Below are 18,877 nucleotides of genomic sequence, written 5' to 3'. Positions count from 1 at the left end.
ACTCCATCAATTCCGCCAAGGTGTTGATCTTCCATATCATAATAACAATCACCTCATAGTCCAGAGAGTACATCTGATGTGAAAAGCCTCTGACGCCGTTATATGTGATAAATAGCATGATGTTACCACAGGGTTCTCATCATGCTATTTCGAACACTTCGGACGGCGACTTTAGGTTTATGGCTTTGTTTTAGTTAATCTTATGCCAGTTTATTTTCATCACACAAACTTGGTTGATTGATGCATTAACGTAAACAATGACCGCGGTTGAGGCTAATAAGCTTATCAAGAATGCGTTCGCCATCCATGCGGATGCCGTTGTGTTCATATTCTGATGTGAGCCAATACTTGAGATTGTTGACTTGCTTAGCGGTTTCTAGGCTGTATTGCATTTCGACAAACATGTCGTTGCTGTAAATAGCGGCTGCTACCGGAACCTTATTATTCGCTAACGTTTCAAGGTCATATAATGCCGGCCAATCTTTCTTAGCCGCGATTAAGTCTGCTGCAGGTTGTAATGGCATTAACGCTTCAAATTGGGCAAACATCCATGGGTAAATCATTTCACCTGTAAACAATAATGGCTTATTCGGACGGTAATTGAATTGTTCAAACTGCGCTCTCACTCGATGGGCCGCCCACGCTGAAGCCTTATGTTGACAGTAAATAGATTCGTGCAATAAAGCAAAAATAGGGTTAGTGCTGTAGTCGAGGAAATGACTAAATTGATGTAAAAATAACGGATTAACATCAATACCGTGGGGTGTTTCGATTAAGGCTTGTTCAAGCAAATAGTAGACCGCTTCTGGCCCTTGTTCCATGCCTAAATTAATCCCTAACAATTGCAACATTTCAACTGTCAGTAATTCGCCTGTGGCTAAGTACACTTTGTTTTGATAAAGGTGGCTGGCTAAGTTATCAACTAAACTGCGGGCATCACTAAAGCGTTTGAAAAAGTCGTTGTTTTTGGCGATGACTCGTTGATATGTCGCTTGATATACTTCATCTGCAGGGCGGCTAAGTGAAGGTATGCCGCCAGTAATGTAGGCTTCTTTTAGGCCTTCAGGCGCAGCAGACAAATAATGCAGCACACAAAAGCCACCAAAGCTTTGGCCTAAAATACTCCAAGGCTGGTCTGGGGATAGTTTGGCTCTAATATATTCTGCATCGCGAATAATGTTGTCGGCACGGAAAAAACTTAAATAATCAGCCTGGTCGGTGGCGTTCATATAACTTAAGCTGGTGGCATTGATTGGGCTTGATAATCCGGTGCCCCGCTGGTCGAGCAATAACACTCTATATTCAGTTAACGCACGTTTTATCCAGCCATTATTGCTGATCGGTCTGACGGCACCAAATCCTGGCCCACCTTGAAAGAATACTAAATAAGGCAGTTTTTTATGTTGGTTTTCAACACTGACTATTTCCCGAGCGAAAACCGTAATCTGTTTACTGGGACTTTGCTGATAATCTAATGGCACCGAGAAAAAGTGCTTACGAGCAACAATGTCTGCTAAGGTGAGTTCTGTGTGCATAAAATGCCTATTGGGTCATGATTAATGGTGATATCAAGCTTATTCAGCCGTAAGTAACGTTATTTTATGAGCCATGTTAATGATTAACAATCACTAACTTGATGCAAATCATCTTAAATAGCTATCTAGATCAAATCTGCCTAGGTAGAATTAACCGATAATTAGCCACTGATTATTAAACAACGAGGTTGTCAATGAAGTATCAAATCATCCCCGTAACGCCTTTTCAGCAAAATTGTAGTGTTATTTGGTGCGAAAAGACCTTGAAGGCTGCGGTAGTTGATCCTGGTGGTAACATTGATAGGATTTTAGCCGAGGTGGCTAAGTTAGGCTTAACGGTTGAAAAAATATTATTAACCCATGGGCATATTGATCATGTTGGTGGGGCGGCGGCATTGGCGAGCGAATTAGCTATTCCGATCATTGGTCCGCACATTGCGGATAAATTTTGGTTAGAAAACTTGGTAAAACAAAGTCAAAACTTTGGGTTTCCGCGTGTAGAAGCTTTTGAGCCAACCCAATACCTTAATGAAGATGATGAGCTAAGTGTTGGTGAGCAACATTTACGAGTTTTGCATTGCCCTGGACACACACCAGGACACATTATTTTTTATAATGCTTTTGCTAATTTAGCCTGGGTGGGCGATGTGCTTTTTCGTGGCTCAATTGGTCGTACCGATTTCCCGCAATCCAATCATCAAGACTTACTTCAATCAATCACCACCAAATTATGGCCATTAGGTCACAATGTGAGTTTTATTCCTGGTCATGGTCCAATGTCGACGTTTGCAGATGAACGACAACATAACCCTTTTGTTGCGGATCAGTTATTTGATTAACACTTTTCTACACAATTAGGTCGTTGAGGTTATTTATTAATAAGTTGAAACTATTGATTCTTTGCATTGTAAACCCAGTCTGTTAGCTTAAGAGTATGCGTTTACATATGATGGACAGTTCAAATGGTTCAACACCTCGTTGATTTACTCGATACCTGGTTACCTTCTTATCAAGAAGACTGGGTACTCGCCGTTCTCACTCAAGTACAAGGCTCTTCTTACCGCAAACCTGGCGCAATAATGCTATTTCATCCCATGGGCAAAAGCTTAGGAATGTTAAGTGGTGGTTGCCTTGAAGCGGATCTCCGTCGTCACGCGCAACGCGCGATTCAAACTCAGCAAGTTATTCAGTTAACCTATGATGCAACTGACGAGTCTGATACCAGTTATCAACTTGGCTGTGGTGGCATCGTTAATATCATGATGGTGTCGTTGAATAAATCTAATAATTATCTTGGTTTAGTGAGTGTTCATGATGCTTTGATGCGCAGTCATTCAGGTGTATATCAAATTGATATCGTTGCTGATGGCACGCCGGCCGATCAACTCAGTGGTCACTTTGTTGAACAAAAATCGGAGCAAGCAACCGTTATCACTCTCAATACTAAAACCCACAAAGAAGCCTTTGAAGATCACTCAGTGTTACATATTCCAATCAGGCCACCTGTGCATATTGGTATTTTTGGTGGCGGTTTAGATGCCCAACCAATTGCGCAAATGGCGCAAACGTTAGGTTGGAAAGTCACTGTATTTGATGAACGTACTGCGTACGCACGCACTTATGATTTTCCTGGCTGCCAGATCATCAAAAAAGCCACCAAGGATGTGTCAAGCTCACTGTTGGCCAGTTTAGATGCTGCCTTTGTGATGAGTCATAATTTACAGATTGATGCTAAAACATTACAGGTACTGCAAACTTTATCCCTAGCGTATATTTCATTATTAGGTCCGACTCACCGCCGTGACAAGGTGTTGAGCATGGCTGAACTTAATATCGATGACTTTAGTGGTTATTTTTCGGCACCAGCAGGGTTGGCATTAGGGGGCGAGCTGCCTGGTTCGGTTGGACTGAGCATATTGTCCCAGTGCCATGGCGTACTTTATCAAAGCAAGATAACTAGTCTTGATACTGTAATGCTGTCTTAGCGAGTTGATACGTAAATGACGGCAAACATAGTTACAGTGATCCTAGCTGCTGGGGCAAGCAGCCGATTTAACAGCGCTAAAATTGTTGCTAAAGTGCAAGGCGAACAAAGTTTGCTGGCACACAGCTTACAGACTCTTGATGTTGTGACTCAAACGGCAGGTATTGCACCTGCGGTGGTGATGTTGGGTGCCCATCAAACCGATGAAGTGTTAGCGATAACGGCCAATCATCAGCGGATTATTAATCATGATTGGCATTTAGGTTTGTCCAGTTCAGTGAAACTTGCTGGTCAATATGCCCAAACGCAACAGGCGGATGCTTTACTAGTGGTGTTAGCCGACCAAGTCGCATTACAAAGCAGTAATTATTTACAATTGATCCAAGCGTATATCCATAATAAGTTAACTAGCTGTGCTTTTTACCTGCATAGCGTAGGTGTACCTGCTATCTTTTCAGCTGAAGATATTAAAATATTGATGTCTCTTGATGGCGATAATGGTGCAAAAAGCATTTTAAAACAAAATGATAAAAATAATAGCTTGAACATTATTGTGATGGAACAAGCGCAATTTGATATTGATACACCTGCTGACTTAGTACGTTGGTTAGATAATAAGGATTGATTATGACAACCCCAACACAAAAATTGATGGTCAATGGAAAGGATTTTACCCTTGATGCCGACCCGAATATGCCAGTACTTTGGGCATTGCGTGACATATTAGGTCTAACCGGCACTAAATTTGGTTGTGGAGCAGGGCTTTGTGGTGCATGCACTATCCATGTTGACGGCAGTCCAATGCGTGGTTGTTTAACCAGCTTAAAGCAAGTTCAGGGTAAGCAAGTTACCACTATTGAAGGTCTTGAGGCTGAAAAACTAAAGCAAGCTTGGTTAGCGCATAATGTGCCGCAATGTGGTTATTGTCAGGCTGGGCAGTTAATGTCTGCCGCAGCCTTACTCAACAGCACGCCTAAACCGACTGAAACCCAAATCCTTGATGCGATGTCGGGTAATATTTGTCGTTGTGGTACCTATCCACGGATAAAAGCCGCCATTCAATCGGCTTCGGAGGCGTGATCATGACCACATTCACAGCTGTTGAGAATATTAGTCGCCGTAATGTATTAAAGTTATTTGGTGCAGTCGGTGGTGGACTCGCCTTAGGGGCAACCAGTTTAAGTTGGAGCCCAATGGCCTTAGCTGAAGACAAGCAAGCGCTGATGAACTTGTTTGTTGCTATCGGTGAAGACAATAAAGTGTATTTGACTTGTCATCGTTCTGAGATGGGACAAGGGATTAGAACAGGCATACCGCAAATTTTGGCTGACGAGTTAGAAGCTGATTGGGATAAGGTTGTAGTGGTGCAAGGCTTAGCGGATAAACGCTATGGCAGCCAAAATACTGATGGTAGCCGCAGTATTCGTAAACATTATCATCGTATGCGTCAAATGGGCGCGACCGCAAGAACCATGCTTGAACAAGCTGCGGCGCAAATTTGGCAAGTTCCGGTTGCGGAGGTGTATGCTAAAACCCATAAGATCCATCATAAAGGCAGTAACAAAAGCCTTAGTTACGGTGAGTTGGCTGTAGCGGCATCGAGATTACCGATGCCAGAATTAGATTCTGTAGTGCTAAAGCCAGAAAGTCAATTTACCCATATTGGTCAATCTCATACTATTGTCGATATGGATGCCATGCTCACGGGCAAAGCGATTTACGGCTATGACATTAAATTAGACGGTATGTTGTATGCCAGTATCACTCGTCCGCCAGTATTAGGCAGTGATGTGCTGAGTCTTGATGACACCAAAGCCCGTAAAATAGCCGGGGTGGTTGACATTATTACCTTACCCGTTCCGAAAGGTGCACCATTATTTCAGGCTTTAGGCGGCGTCGCAGTGATTGCCACTAACAGTTGGAGTGCGATTGAAGCGCGTAAAGCGTTGGTGATTACCTGGTCTAAATCGATTAATGATAGCCACAATTCAGACACATACCTGCAGGGCTTGGTCGAGAGAGTAAACCAACCAGGTAAAGTAATGCGCCAGTTGGGTGAGTCAGTCACTGATTGGCCTGAAGCGTCAACAGTTAAGGCTGTTTACACTGTACCCTATTTAACCCATGCCATGATGGAGCCACCAGTAGCAACAGCAAATGTAACCGCCAGTGGATGTGAGTTGTGGGCTTCGAGCCAAACCCCACAAAGTACCCAGCAAAATGTGGCTGGTGCATTAGGGTTAAAAGAAGAGCAAGTTACCGTTAACGTGACTTTACTGGGTGGTGGTTTTGGGCGTAAATCTAAGCCTGACTTTAGTGTTGAAGCCGCCATTTTATCGCAAAAGCTCAATAAACCCGTCAAAGTATGTTGGAGCCGTGAAGACGAAATTCAGAATGGTTATTATCATGCTATCAGTGCGCAGATGTACCAAGTCGCTCTCGACAATAATAAGATGCCCACCGCACTATTAGCCCGTACAGGCTTTCCGTCAATCAGTTCAACATTTGCCGAAGGGGTTGAATACCCTTCAGCTGGTGAGCTCGATTTAGGTTTTAGTGACGTACCGTTAGCGCTTAAGCACATTCAACTTGAAGCCGTCAAAGCGCCCGCGCATACGCGTATTGGTTGGATGCGTTCTGTGTGTAATATTCAGCATGCTTTTGGTATTGGCAGTTTTGTTGACGAGATAGCCGTAAATGCTAATAAGCCCTGTGTACAAATGTGGCGTGATTTATTAGGTAAAGCGCGCATCGAACCGTTTGAAAACCAAAACTTTACCTATGGAAATTACGGTGAAGAGTTAGCCGATCATCCGGTGGATGTAGGGCGTTATCACAAAGTGCTCGATAAGTTAGAAGCCGTAATGGCAGATGCCCCTAAAGCGGCTAAAAACCAAGGTTGGGGTATGGCGGTGCATCGCAGCTTTGTTAGCTATGTTGCCGTTGCTACGCTAGTTGAAGTGGTAGATAAACAGCTTAAAGTATTGAAATCTATTGCGGTGATGGATGCTGGGAGAGTGATTAATCCTGATCGAGTGAAATCACAATTAGAAGGTGCGATCATTTTTGGTTTAAGTTTAGCGACCATGGGCGAAATTACCTTTAAAGACGGTAAAGTCGAACAATCTAACTTTCATGACTATCCGTTATTGCGTATGCCGCAATCGCCACAGATTGACACTTATATTATTGAGTCGATAGCAAAGCCTGCTGGTGTCGGTGAGCCCGGTGTGCCTCCTGTTGCGCCCAGTTTAACCAATGCCATTTTTGCGGCAACGGGGATACGATATCGCGATTTACCGCTTAATAAATTTTTATCGGTTTAGCCATTTTCGTGAGCTACAACACTTAAGTTTACTGCGCTTAAGCCGATAATAAATAAGCTAAATGCCTAAGTGTATTCGCACTTAGGCATTGTTTTTTACGATAATTTAAAATCACTCTCAATTGAATCGTTAATGAATTTTAGTATTGATTCAGATTGAGTGGGTGCTGTTGTTTATTTAATCTTATTCTCATATTTGAGATAGTAACGCATTGCCTTAGGAAGCTTATATGAAGCAAATTCAGTTTAGAACCATTGATGCAATTTTGATTAAATTTAGCCTGAATGGAAAATTTTGGGTGGTGTGTTCGCTGGTTGCATTGATCACCAGTGTTATTGCTCTGATGAATTACCAACAAACGACTGATTTAATTGCTCAGTCATCATTACAGCGGGTTAAAGCAAGTGCTGAAAGTTATGCCTCGGTTGCCAATAATCAAGGCTTAACAAATACTGCTCTGGAGCAATTTGCACAAACTCATCAATTACAGTTATCTGGTCGTGATAATACTTTTCGCAGTGGTGATCAAGTTACAGCATCAGCGAGTGTCGGCGATCAGTTTCTAAGCGTGAGTCAAAATGTTCAATCCTGGGAACAGGAACCATTAAGCCAAAGCTATTTTATGCTAATCATCGCATTAGTTGGCTTGCTACCATTATTTCAACTGAGTTACTGGATCTCAACCTCGTTAGGCGGCGGTTTATGGGATATGTACATGGCTATCAAACGGTTAGCTGATGGTGATTTAACCTTGAGATTAAACTTCTTTGGTACTGACGATTTCAGTTTAATCGCCAATGAAATTGATCGCTGTGCTAATAATATGAGTGAAATGGTGACAGCTATTCGGAGTAATGCAGAAACCCTAGCGACTGCCGCCAATGAGTTTAACCATCAAGCTAATACTAATGATGACTTAATTGATCAGCAACATCATTATTTAGATTCTGTAGCGCATGCCATGGATCAAATGACCGGAGCCATTGCAGATGTATCACATCATGCGAGTGATGCATCTTTGAATACTAAGCAAAATGCTACCCAAATGGGTCAGAGTCAGGGCAAGATTAATGATGCAGTTAAGCGGATTGGCTATTTGTCTGAGCGTATTGCTGAAGCGTTTTCATCTGTAGAGCAGTTATCTCATGATGCCACCCAAATTAATGTTGCTGTTACTACCATTGAAAGTATTTCTGAACAAACTAACTTATTAGCGTTAAATGCAGCAATTGAAGCGGCGCGTGCCGGTGAGCAAGGTCGGGGTTTTGCTGTGGTGGCTGATGAAGTACGTACTCTTGCAGGGCGGACTCAACAAGCGACCGTTGAAATTCAAAATATGATCGAAGGCTTACAACAAGGTTCTAAAAAACTGACCAGCATTACCAATGTGATTGTTACCGAAGCCGATCAGGGCAGTGCAAGTATTAAAGCGGTCGGTGACGATATTACCGACATGGCTGAGTCGATTAATGCCGTGTTTGATATGAGTAGCCAGATAGCCGCCTCAGCGGAACAACAAAGTGTCTCAGCCGGTGATATTGCCTCGCAACTTAATCAAATCCGTCAGCAATCGGAGACGATTCGCAATACTGCAAAACATGCCGGAATATTAGCGAAAGATTTACATCAATCATCTCAAGGTTTAGCGGCGATTTTAAGTCAATATAAAATTTAATTTTGTATCAAGCAGCCCATAACAACGGTCAGTGACAGTTAGTTAAGGTGCTCGATAAAGATGGCATAGTAGTGATGATAATCACTTGGGTTACTAATATGCATGCTTAGCCATTATTTGATTTTTATAGCAGCAACCTTTTAAGGGCGATTATTTGGCCTGTAATATACTAACGAGAGTCGTTTGGCTCTGTTCATGTTAGCGTGTTGACAAACTATCAAGCTATCAAGCTTAGCCGGTGGTGAAGGAATGCTGTAAAACTAAAAAAGCTATAAGCAAGATTGCTTATAGCTTTTTTGTTGCTAAGCGATGTCGGGAGCTAGGTTATGTCAGCACCCTAACGATTAACTAAACGTAGTCCAAATGGGGGCATGATCGGACGGTTTCTCAATCGCGCGTAATTCGTAATCGACATCAGATTCGACGACGCGTGACACTAATGAGTCGGTTACTAATATCACGTCGATGCGCAGACCACGGTTATCATCAAAGCCTTTACTACGATAATCAAACCATGAGTAACGTTCAGTGCGATCTGGATGCAATTGGCGGAAACTATCAATAAAGCCCCATTGTTGTAAACGTGCTAACCATTCACGTTCTTCTGGCTGGAAGCTACATTTTCCGCTTTTTAACCAACGCTTAGCGTTCACTTCACCGATGCCGATATCTAAATCGGTGGGCGATATATTGATATCACCAATGATTGCTATGTCATCGCTTGGTTGGTGATGTTTCTCTAAATATAGCATTAAGTCTTGATAAAACTTACGTTTAGCCGGGTATTTTGTTTCGTGGTGAATGCTTTCACCTTGTGGAAAATATCCATTGAATACCGTTAATACTCGGCCATTATCTTGTGTAAATTGGCCAATAATAAGTCGACGCTGAGCATCTTCATTATCAGATTCAAAACCTTTAATAATGCTAATGGGTTCAGCTTTTGACAGCATGGCTACGCCATAATGTGCTTTGCCGCCATGGTAATGAACTTTGTAGCCCATTGCCTCAACATCTGCAACCGGAAAGGCTTCGTCGTGCACTTTGGTTTCTTGTAAGCCAATAATGTCAGGCGCGTGGCTGTCTATAAGTGCTTGCAATTGATGCAGTCGAGCACGTATGCCATTAATGTTAAAAGAAACAATCTTCATTATGGGAGCACTCGTTTAAATGGCTTAACAATAACGCTTTTATACACATCAGCACCAATGTAAGGGTCCACATCAGCCCATGCTTGTGCATCTTCTAATGAGGCAAAATCGGCAATAACTAATGAGCCGGTAAAACCTGCTTCACCAGGGTTTTCGTTATCAATAGCAGGATGTGGTCCGGCAGTTAATAAACGGCCTTCATCAGCTAAATCTTGTAAACGAGCTAAATGTTCAGCGCGAACAGATAAGCGTTTCTCTAAACTGTTTTCCACATCTTGAGATGAAATCATATACCACATATCGTTGCTTCCTTTATTTGATTTTATTTTACATGAATGCTTATTGACCATCAGTTGTTTGCGAATCGTCATCTTGCATATTTTTATACAAATAAACGACCGTAATAACGGTGTTGATTAAGGTGAGGGCGGTTAGGCCAAACACTTTGAAGTTTACCCAGGTTTCCAGAGGTAAATTAAACGCAATGTAAATATTAGCAAAGGCACATAAGACAAAAAATCCAACCCAATACCACGTGACTTGAGCCCATATTTTATCGTCAACTTTCATTTCTTTACCAAGCATGCTTTTAAGCGCAGGTTTGCCCATCATTTGTGAGGCAATTAGTCCTATGGCGAATAAGGCATAAACGATACTGACTTTCCATTTGATAAAGGCATCGTCATGGAAAAACAGTGTGAGTGAGCCAAACACAGTGACCAAGGCGAAGGTGGCTAAATGCATTTTTTCAATGTGTTTATAAAGCAGATAAGTGATTACAAGTTGAAGCGCTGTTGCCGCGATCAATACTCCTGTAGCGGCGTAAATATCATAGAACTTGTAAACCGCAAAAAAAATGACTAATGGTAAAAAATCTAACAGTTGCTTCATATAAATCTCAGGCTAGGGAAACGACAATGTCTAGTTCGGACATGATTGCATCATATTTTCAATCGTAATTGTGGCCAATTGTAGCATGATGTTATTGCCATTCGCATTAATATGGTGGTTAATCTGTGGATTCTAAACCTCTATTGTGCAAAAGAATGTAAACCTTTTTAATTAGGTTTGTGAATAATAGAAGGTGATTAAAGTCGTGCTAAACCTGTTGTGGATGAGTGTAATTTATTGATTATCAATGTTTTTTATAAAACCTGCAATCTCTGTATCATCAATGGGCATCGCATAGGTTGAGCGTTTAATTGTAAAGTGGTACCGCAATAGAGGTTGCTGTTTTGATGGTTAACCATAATTTCGGCTCATCAAGAAGACTGGCGCTTTTTTCTGACAACAAGGGATTATGCAGAACAAATTCTTTACGTTTGTCGAGTTCGGATTTTTCGAGCATGCCATCGGTGATGGGGTGATTATAGAACATGGCATTGAAGCTACCGTCATCGATGGCGACTCGTAAGCCATATTCAATTCGTTCAGCTAACCGAGGATTGTCTTTACTGACAAAAAAATAAATCGGGGCTGTATAACGTATTAAGATATTCTTTTCTAATACTAATTCACTGTGACGAGCAAGGTCGCGCCAAGGTTCAAAAAGAGCACGAGGGTAATAATCAAACCTATTTTTAAGCAACATACTAATTAAACTCACGTCAGGTCCTGTGACAACATTAAAGCCATTGCTGTTCAAAATATTGGTATCAGGCCAATCTAAACCTTGACCTATAAGGACTTTTTTTACATCTTCTAGGCTGGTGAGTTGATCAAATTTTTCCTGGTCGCCTTTACGTATAATCCCAATTCTATATCCCATAAGCCCTTTTAATAGTGGGATATAGACTGCTTGAAGCTGTGCTTCCCGTTCAATACTTGTCATGCTCCACGCGACATCGATATTTTTGTTTTCGGCCAGCATTTTTAGGGTACGACTTTGAGGCATATTAATCATGGCTGCACGCATTTGAAACGTACCGTAGCGGCTAGCACTTTTATCCAGAGCAAGTGCTAACAGTGAAATAAAATAGGCTTGCTTAGGATCAACACCTTGAACGGAGGCATTGTAATTAACTATGGTGTGTTCAAGCTCTAACGCATTTTCTGAGGCGTTTGAGGTATTGAATGAACATAAGATTACAAGTGTTAACATCCTTATTAACTGACTTTTCATACAGCGCCGATTTAGTGATTGATTGATGATAAATAAAGTATAGTTAACAATAAAAAAATAGCTGGAATAATTACTCTTTTTTGTTATTTTTATCAGTGACCTATAAGCGGGATAAAAAACGTTTATTAAACCGTTATTTGCCCGCTAGTGTGGAAAATTTAACTTGCTAAAGCTTAGCACTGGATACGTTATTATTTCTTGCTTGGTCAACACATTACTCGTTTGATATGAGATGGGTCAAGTTTATGATTTTGTAAATACCGCTATCATTTATTGACCCCCGTTAAAGTTTACTTTTGGAACTGATAAACACTGCCTAATTTCAAAATTTGTGTCAGCTCATCTAACGCAGTGCGCGATTCAATAATCAATTGTGGGTCGGCTAAATCTTGAACCGTTAATTGGTCGCGATAATGCCTATCAACCCAGGTATTTAGACGAGTAAATAAGCTATCATTCATTATGGTGTTTTGATTAACTGCGGCAACTTCTTGTTGGTTCATTGCCACACGTAAACGTAAACAAGCTGGCCCACCACCATTTTGCATACTTTGTTTCACATCAAAATAACGTACTTGTTTGATTGGCGTGCCTAAGGTTATCAGTTCATTTAAGTAAGCAAAAACTGCGGGGTTTTCTTGGCAGTTTGTCGGTGCAATAATGGCCATTTCACCAGACGGTAAGGTAATGATCTGCGTATTAAACAGGTAACTTTTGACCGCATCATCAATTGATACTTGGCTGGTTGCCACTTTGATAAAATGCATGTCACTATCCATTTTTCGGCGAATTTCATCAAATTTTGCTTCGGTATGTAAAAACGCCTGTTCATGATAAAAAAGGACGTTTTGATTACCAACAGAAATCACATCGTTGTGGAATACACCTTGGTCAATCACATCAGGGTTTTGCTGCATAAACACGCAACTTTCATCTTCAAGCTGATGCAAACGAGCAACGGCTTGTGATGCTTCTAAGGTTTGACGGGCGGGATATTTTTTCGGTTTTGGTGCATCAGGATTGGTTGCCGATTGTCCATAAACAAACAGTTCAACACCAGCATGGCCGTATTCAGCACATAGGCGGGTATGATTTGCGGCGCCTTCATCACCAAAACTTGCATGTTCAGGTAAATGTTGGTGATGTTTAAAATGGCGATCGTTGTTAAATGTTGCCTGTAAAATATTCCCTGTGGTGACAGGCTCAATGCTGCGGTGTAATTTGTCGACTAAGTTAGCTGGCGTGAAATGAACTTTACCGTCCCGGGTATCGGCACTGGGGGATACGGTTGCCGCGTTAGCAGTCCACATACTTGATGCACTGCAACAAGCATTAAGTAGCGCAGGAGCCTGTTGAGCCGCTTTTTGTAAAACTTCAGCGTCTGACCCAGAAAAACCAATTCGACGCAGTGTATAAAGGTCTGGACGCTCTTGCGGGGCTAATACCCCTTGTACCATTCCCAAGTCTGCTAATGATTTGGCTTTTTGCAAACCTTGTTTAGCTGCCGCTTTGGGATTTGATGTTTGGGCCGCATTACTAAATGAGGCTACATTACCAAATGATAATCCGGCATAGTTATGGGTTGGTCCTACCAAGCCATCAAAGTTTGCTTCAAAATGCTTCATTCGTGATCCTTGAGAGTTTTTAGTGAATAATTATTATTGTTGTTGCACTTATTTGTGTTACTTATAAAAAAGGAACGTGATTGCTGACTACAGTTAACGCTAATTTAACCCCAGTATACTGAAGCTATAAGGGTTAACAAGGTGTGGTTAATTTGTACAAATGTGTATAAATGACTAAAAATGCACTGAAGGTGCTCGCAAGTATCATTAAGTGAAAAATTACGTTTAAAAAACGCATATTATTTTTCGCATTTTTTATTATTGAATAAATTTTGCTTAAAAAATGACTTACTAGCCATGTAAAAGAGGGATTAACTTGAAACTATTGTCTCAACCCTCTATATATGGAATCAATTTTCTTTTTTTCGAGACTTTTTGGCGCAAATAAAACTATGGGTAAATCGCTAGTTATTGTCGAATCGCCGGCCAAAGCCAAGACAATTAATAAATATCTTGGTAAAGACTTCATTGTGAAGTCGAGTGTAGGTCACATACGTGACTTACCAACTTCGTCTACTTCTGACGGTACAACTGTGACTAAAACCGCAGCAGAAGTTAAGAAATTATCTCCTGAAGAAAAAGCTAAATACAAGCTAATCAGAGACAAACAAGCGCTTGTGGCGCGAATGGGTGTCAACCCGGATAAAGGCTGGGCGGCTAAGTATCAAATCCTGCCTGGTAAAGAAAAAGTTGTTAAAGAACTCAAAGCGTTAGCAGAAGATGCTGACCAAATATATCTCGCAACGGATTTGGACCGTGAAGGGGAAGCCATCGCCTGGCATTTGCAGGAGATCATTGGTGGTGATGCTTCACGGTATCAGCGAGTTGTGTTTAACGAAATTACTAAAACTGCGATTCAAGATGCATTTAGTAACCCGTCTGTACTTGACACTAATATGGTTAACGCCCAACAAGCACGTCGTTTCTTAGACCGTGTCGTTGGCTTTATGGTGTCACCTTTATTATGGAAAAAAGTTGCTCGTGGTCTATCAGCTGGGCGTGTGCAATCGGTTGCGGTTCGCTTAGTTGTAGAACGTGAAAGTGAGATTAAAGCATTTGTTCCAGAAGAATTTTGGGACATACATGCTGAATTAAATACGCCAACCGCAGCAAGCTTGAAAATGCAGGTGATGAAGTATCAATCTGCTGCATTTGAGCCGATTAATGAAGCACAAGCTAAAGTGGCAGTCGATGCATTGCGTGGTGCGTCTTACGTGGTCAGTGCGCGTGAGGATAAAGCAACCTCAAGCAAACCAACAGCACCTTATATAACCTCTACATTGCAGCAAGCCGCGAGTACTCGTCTAGGTTTTGGTGTGAAGAAAACCATGATGATGGCGCAGCGTTTATACGAAGCGGGCCACATTACCTATATGCGTACCGATTCAACCAATTTAAGTAAAGAAGCGGTTGAAAATTTACGTGAAATGATTGCTTCTGAGTTTGGTGATAAGTATTTACCAGCTGAACCTATCCGTTATGGTAGCAAAGAAGGTGCCCAAGAGGCGCATGAAGCGATTAGACCGTCGAACGTTGCTGTGCAGTCTGCATCCCTAACCGATATGGAAAGAGACGCTCAGCGCTTGTATGAGCTCATTTGGCGTCAATTCGTGTCGTGTCAAATGACCCCAGCTCAGTATGACGCAACACGTTTAACCGTAACTGCGGGTGATTACGAATTAAAAGCCAGTGGTCGCACATTACGCTTTGATGGTTGGACGCGTGTTCAACCACAGATGAGTAAGAAAAACGAAGACGATAAAACACTGCCAGTAGTCGAAAAAGGTGACAAGTTAGTGCTTGAAACCTTATCGCCTAAACAGCACTTTACCAAGCCTGCACCACGTTACAGCGAAGCCTCTTTAGTTAAAGAGCTCGAAAAACGTGGTATTGGCCGTCCGTCAACGTATGCGACAATTATTTCAACCATTCAGGATCGCGGCTACGTCAAAGTGGATAATCGCCGTTTCTTTGCTGAAAAAATGGGTGAGATAGTTAGCGAACGTTTAGTGGGCAGTTTTAAAGAATTAATGAGTTACGACTTTACCGCAAGCATGGAGCAAACATTAGATGATGTTGCTCAAGGTAAGCTTGACTGGAAAAAAGTACTCGATGGTTTTTACGGTGACTTTACCAAACAATTATTGTTGGCTGAGTTAGACCCAGATGAAGGTGGCATGCGCCCCAATGAGATGGTATTAACAGACGACATTAAGTGTCCTACCTGTGGCCGTCCAATGGGGATCAGAACCGGTTCTACTGGGGTATTTTTAGGCTGTTCTGGTTATGCTTTACCGCCTAAAGAACGTTGCAAAACCACGCTTAACTTAACCCCAGGTGAAGAAGCGGTTAGCGACAATGAAGATGGCGAAACGGAAGCGTTACGTGCTAAACATCGTTGTGGTAAGTGTGGCACAGCGATGGACAGTTACCTGATTGATGAGACGCGTAAATTACATGTTTGTGGTAATAACCCCTCATGTGATGGTTACGAAGTGGAAGCCGGGCAATTTAAGATTAAAGGTTATGAAGGTCCAATTATTGAGTGCGATCGTTGCGGCAATAATATGGAACTGAAAAATGGTCGATTTGGTAAGTATTTTGGTTGCACTAACAGCGAGTGTAAAAATACGCGTAAGTTGTTAAGAAGCGGCGAAGCTGCGCCACCAAAAGAAGATCCCATTTTTCTACCTGAATTAAAATGCACTAAGTCAGATGCGCATTTTGTGCTTCGTGATGGTGCTGCTGGCATATTTTTAGCGGCAAGTACTTTCCCTAAATCGCGTGAAACACGTGCGCCATTAGTGGAAGAGTTAGTTCAGTATCGTGATCTGTTATGGCCTAAATATGCGTACCTTGCTGACGCACCTACAGAAGATGATGATGGTAATAAAGCCTCGGTTAAATTTAGCCGTAAAACCAAAGAGCAATATGTTGCTACTGAAGTTGATGGTAAAGCCACCGGTTGGTCTTCTAAGTTTATTGGCGGTAAATGGGTCAGTGAAGCAACTAAGAAAAAAGCCAAGAAATAGTTTCTAGCTTTAGTTACTTCATCGTTGTTGATTAACGCTACCCGATTGGGTAGCGTTTTTGTTTGCGCCAGATAGGGGTTATTGCATTTTTGTATAGTGAATAGCTGGGAAAACGTGTTGTTTAGACTCTGACCAACAAGTTAATTTAGCCAAGCAGACACAAAAAAGCACTGATAATAATCAGTGCTTTTTTAGTGATAAAGTATTGCGTATTACCTCAGTGTTAAACCGAAATATCGCAAATTATTTGGCACTGTTTTGCGCAGCTTGAATCGCGGTTAATGCAATCGTGTAGACAATATCATCGACAAGTGCACCTCGTGATAAATCGTTAACCGGTTTACGCATACCTTGAAGCATAGGACCGATACTGATCAAATCCGCGCTCCGCTGTACGGCTTTGTATGTGGTGTTACCAGTATTTAAGTCTGGGAACACAAACACAGTAGCTTTGCCGGCAACAGGGCTGTTAGGCGCTTTAGATTGAGCGACGTTAGGCATCACTGCGGCATCGTACTGCAAAGGGCCGTCGATAATTAAATCTGGACGTTTTTCTTTAGCAATTCGTGTGGCTTCGCGGACTTTATCCACATCAGAACCTGTACCAGAGGTGCCCGTTGAGTAACTGATCATCGCAACGCGAGGTTCAATACCAAAGGCTTTAGCTGATTCCGCTGACTGAATCGCAATATCGGCTAACTGCTCAGGATTAGGATCTGGGTTAATCGCACAGTCACCATAAACAAGCACTTGATCAGGCATCAGCATGAAGAAAATTGACGATACTAAGCTAGAACCCGGTGCCGTTTTAATCAATTGCAGTGGTGGGCGAATAGTGTGGGCTGTGGTATTAACAGCGCCAGACACAATACCATCGACCTCATCTTGTGCCAGCATCATAGTACCAAGCACCATGTTGTCTTCAAGTTGCTCACGGGCGACGACTTCGGTTAAGCCTTTGCTGCGACGTAATTTAAGCATTGGTTCTACGTATTTTTCACGCACGGTTTCAGGCTCAATGATCTCAATGCCATCACCTAAAACGACGTCTTGCAACAATGCAACGCGTAAAATTTCTTCGCGGTTACCTAATAACACACAGCGAGCGATACCGCGTTCAGCACAAATCGAGGCCGCTTTAACGGTTCTCGGTTCTTCACCTTCCGGAAGCACGATAGTTTTACGCGCAGCACGGGCTAATTCAGTTAACTTATAACGGAATGCTGGTGGCGATAATCGGTGTTCACGGGGAGAATCTTGAGTAACACTTTCAATCCATGTTTGGTCGATATGGCTGGCAACGTACTCTTGCACTTTCTCAACCCGTACAGCATCATCAACAGGCACTTCATGATCAAAGCGTTGAATATTAAGCGATGTCTGCCATGTATTTGAATCAATTAAAAATACTGGCAAGCCAGTTTCAAATGCTTGCTCACATAGGTTCATGATTTCTGGTTCAGGCGAATAGCCACCAGTCAGCAATAATGCACCAATTTTCACACCATTCATTGCAGCTAAACACGCTGAGACTATCACGTCAGAGCGATCGCCTGAAGTCACTAAAAGTGAGTTGGTTTTGATGTGAGTGACCAAGTTTGGAAGACTGCGAGCACAAAATGTCACCCGGCGCATACGACGAGTATGCATTTCACCGGCATTAATGATTTTTGCATTTAAGTGCTTAGCTAAATCAGATGCGCGTGGGGCAATTAACTCTAAATTATATGGCACACTACCTAATATGCGCAGTGGACTTTTACCCGGCAGTTGGAACATCCCCGAGCTATCAACCGCGTTCATGTTTTTATCATCAAAGACTTCTGATAAATCAGGACGTGTACGACCTTCGTTGTCAACGGGGGCACCAATTTTATTGATGATAGCGCCAATTAAGCGTTTGTTTTTCTGTCCACCCCAAGAGTTAAAGGCGATCTCTAAGCGATTCATTAATCCATTAGGCGTATCGTTGCCTGGGGTTGCGATGAAAATAACATCTGCATCTAATGCTTTAGCAATTTCGTAGTTAATGTCATCAGCAAAAGGGTGGCTTCGTGTTGGCACTAAGCCTTCAATCACTAAGGTTTCAGTATTGTTGGCGCATTCCGACGCGCGGGCAATAATCTGTTCCAATAGGACATCAGTTTGCTCTGAGCGGATTAAAGCTTCAGCGTGTTCCATTGAAAAAGGCTCTAACGGATTAACCGTAGGAGAAGTACTTAAAATAGTGGTTGAACGCTCAGGACCTGTATCACCAGATCGAATTTGTGCAATAGGTTTAAAAAATTGCACTTTAACGCCTTTGCGTTCTAGGGCGCGAACCATACCTAAACTAAGCGATGTTAATCCTACTCCAATACCAATTGGAATAAGCATAATATTACGAGACATGACGACCTCTTATGTGCGTAGTGTTCATGATAGTTA

The 18,877-nt window shown here is 42.1% G+C and carries 14 protein-coding genes; 7 read left to right on the top strand and 7 right to left on the bottom strand.

Translation table 11 applies throughout. The features are described 5' to 3' along the window. Positions 1–245: 245 nt before the first annotated feature. Positions 246–1,535: an alpha/beta fold hydrolase gene (locus H5114_RS16305; RefSeq protein WP_124016150.1), complete on the bottom strand. Its 1,290-nt coding sequence runs from the start codon at positions 1,533–1,535 to the stop codon at positions 246–248. A gap of 194 nt (positions 1,536–1,729) precedes the next feature. On the opposite strand from H5114_RS16305, the gene H5114_RS16300 reads away from it, so the two are divergent. The 6 genes from H5114_RS16300 to H5114_RS16275 all read left to right on the top strand — a co-directional run bounded on the left by H5114_RS16300 (position 1,730) and on the right by H5114_RS16275 (position 8,520). After that, a complete protein-coding gene (locus tag H5114_RS16300; RefSeq protein WP_124016149.1) occupies positions 1,730–2,374 on the top strand; it encodes an MBL fold metallo-hydrolase in 645 nt (214 codons plus the stop codon). A gap of 123 nt (positions 2,375–2,497) precedes the next feature. Beyond that, positions 2,498–3,520, top strand: a complete 1,023-nt coding sequence (locus H5114_RS16295; protein ID WP_124016148.1) for an XdhC family protein — start codon at positions 2,498–2,500, stop codon at positions 3,518–3,520. 15 nt (positions 3,521–3,535) lie between these two features. Then, positions 3,536–4,144, top strand: a complete 609-nt coding sequence (locus H5114_RS16290; RefSeq protein WP_182723482.1) for a nucleotidyltransferase family protein — start codon at positions 3,536–3,538, stop codon at positions 4,142–4,144. Positions 4,145–4,146: 2 nt separating this feature from the next. Further along, entirely contained in the window at positions 4,147–4,599 is a 453-nt protein-coding gene (locus H5114_RS16285) for a (2Fe-2S)-binding protein (protein ID WP_182723481.1), read from the top strand. A 2-nt stretch (positions 4,600–4,601) separates the two neighbouring features. Then, complete coding sequence (locus H5114_RS16280) at positions 4,602–6,845, top strand: xanthine dehydrogenase family protein molybdopterin-binding subunit (protein ID WP_182723480.1); 2,244 nt, start codon at positions 4,602–4,604, stop codon at positions 6,843–6,845. A gap of 229 nt (positions 6,846–7,074) precedes the next feature. Next, positions 7,075–8,520 carry a methyl-accepting chemotaxis protein gene (locus H5114_RS16275; protein ID WP_182723479.1) on the top strand — a complete coding sequence of 482 codons (1,446 nt, stop codon included), beginning with the start codon at positions 7,075–7,077 and terminating at the stop codon, positions 8,518–8,520. Positions 8,521–8,864: 344 nt separating this feature from the next. Here the strand turns inward: H5114_RS16275 and xthA are convergent, their stop codons facing one another. The 5 genes from xthA to astB form a co-directional block, all read right to left on the bottom strand. Continuing rightward, positions 8,865–9,671 carry an exodeoxyribonuclease III gene (gene xthA, locus H5114_RS16270; protein ID WP_182698486.1) on the bottom strand — a complete coding sequence of 269 codons (807 nt, stop codon included), beginning with the start codon at positions 9,669–9,671 and terminating at the stop codon, positions 8,865–8,867. Continuing rightward, complete coding sequence (locus H5114_RS16265) at positions 9,671–9,970, bottom strand: YciI family protein (protein WP_182723478.1); 300 nt, start codon at positions 9,968–9,970, stop codon at positions 9,671–9,673. Before H5114_RS16265 ends, xthA begins: the two co-directional genes overlap by 1 nt. Before the next feature lie 40 nt (positions 9,971–10,010). Continuing rightward, positions 10,011–10,562 carry a septation protein A gene (locus tag H5114_RS16260; RefSeq protein ID WP_124016141.1) on the bottom strand — a complete coding sequence of 184 codons (552 nt, stop codon included), beginning with the start codon at positions 10,560–10,562 and terminating at the stop codon, positions 10,011–10,013. A 307-nt stretch (positions 10,563–10,869) separates the two neighbouring features. Beyond that, complete coding sequence (locus H5114_RS16255) at positions 10,870–11,772, bottom strand: ABC transporter substrate-binding protein (protein ID WP_259395319.1); 903 nt, start codon at positions 11,770–11,772, stop codon at positions 10,870–10,872. A gap of 311 nt (positions 11,773–12,083) precedes the next feature. Then, the gene (gene astB, locus H5114_RS16250; RefSeq protein WP_182723476.1) at positions 12,084–13,418 is read right to left on the bottom strand and encodes an N-succinylarginine dihydrolase; all 1,335 of its coding nucleotides are present in this window, start codon (positions 13,416–13,418) and stop codon (positions 12,084–12,086) included. A gap of 392 nt (positions 13,419–13,810) precedes the next feature. Here astB and topA point away from each other — a divergent pair, with 392 nt between their 5' ends. Next, positions 13,811–16,450, top strand: coding sequence for a type I DNA topoisomerase (gene topA / locus H5114_RS16245; protein WP_124016138.1), 2,640 nt, complete (start codon positions 13,811–13,813; stop codon positions 16,448–16,450). A gap of 243 nt (positions 16,451–16,693) precedes the next feature. Here the strand turns inward: topA and pta are convergent, their stop codons facing one another. Further along, on the bottom strand, positions 16,694–18,841 hold the full coding sequence (gene pta, locus H5114_RS16240) for a phosphate acetyltransferase (protein ID WP_124016137.1): 2,148 nt from the start codon (positions 18,839–18,841) through the stop codon (positions 16,694–16,696). Positions 18,842–18,877: the final 36 nt, after the last annotated feature.

The sequence above is a fragment of the Shewanella sp. SR43-8 genome (assembly GCF_014163775.1).
In the GTDB taxonomy this organism is placed as follows: Bacteria; Pseudomonadota; Gammaproteobacteria; order Enterobacterales; family Shewanellaceae; genus Shewanella; species Shewanella vesiculosa.
Note: the sequence above shows the minus strand (reverse complement) of the source record. Positions and strands in the feature narration are given on the sequence as shown.

What these genes read in the sequence shown, in the direction of transcription:
- H5114_RS16305 (WP_124016150.1), bottom strand. Translation starts at nt 1,535, where the DNA reads ATGCACACAGAACTCACCTTAGCAGACATTGTTGCTCGTAAGCACTTT.
- H5114_RS16300 (WP_124016149.1), top strand. Translation starts at nt 1,730, where the DNA reads ATGAAGTATCAAATCATCCCCGTAACGCCTTTTCAGCAAAATTGTAGT.
- H5114_RS16295 (WP_124016148.1), top strand. Translation starts at nt 2,498, where the DNA reads ATGGTTCAACACCTCGTTGATTTACTCGATACCTGGTTACCTTCTTAT.
- H5114_RS16290 (WP_182723482.1), top strand. Translation starts at nt 3,536, where the DNA reads ATGACGGCAAACATAGTTACAGTGATCCTAGCTGCTGGGGCAAGCAGC.
- H5114_RS16285 (WP_182723481.1), top strand. Translation starts at nt 4,147, where the DNA reads ATGACAACCCCAACACAAAAATTGATGGTCAATGGAAAGGATTTTACC.
- H5114_RS16280 (WP_182723480.1), top strand. Translation starts at nt 4,602, where the DNA reads ATGACCACATTCACAGCTGTTGAGAATATTAGTCGCCGTAATGTATTA.
- H5114_RS16275 (WP_182723479.1), top strand. Translation starts at nt 7,075, where the DNA reads ATGAAGCAAATTCAGTTTAGAACCATTGATGCAATTTTGATTAAATTT.
- xthA (WP_182698486.1), bottom strand. Translation starts at nt 9,671, where the DNA reads ATGAAGATTGTTTCTTTTAACATTAATGGCATACGTGCTCGACTGCAT.
- H5114_RS16265 (WP_182723478.1), bottom strand. Translation starts at nt 9,970, where the DNA reads ATGTGGTATATGATTTCATCTCAAGATGTGGAAAACAGTTTAGAGAAA.
- H5114_RS16260 (WP_124016141.1), bottom strand. Translation starts at nt 10,562, where the DNA reads ATGAAGCAACTGTTAGATTTTTTACCATTAGTCATTTTTTTTGCGGTT.
- H5114_RS16255 (WP_259395319.1), bottom strand. Translation starts at nt 11,772, where the DNA reads ATGTTAACACTTGTAATCTTATGTTCATTCAATACCTCAAACGCCTCA.
- astB (WP_182723476.1), bottom strand. Translation starts at nt 13,418, where the DNA reads ATGAAGCATTTTGAAGCAAACTTTGATGGCTTGGTAGGACCAACCCAT.
- topA (WP_124016138.1), top strand. Translation starts at nt 13,811, where the DNA reads ATGGGTAAATCGCTAGTTATTGTCGAATCGCCGGCCAAAGCCAAGACA.
- pta (WP_124016137.1), bottom strand. Translation starts at nt 18,841, where the DNA reads ATGTCTCGTAATATTATGCTTATTCCAATTGGTATTGGAGTAGGATTA.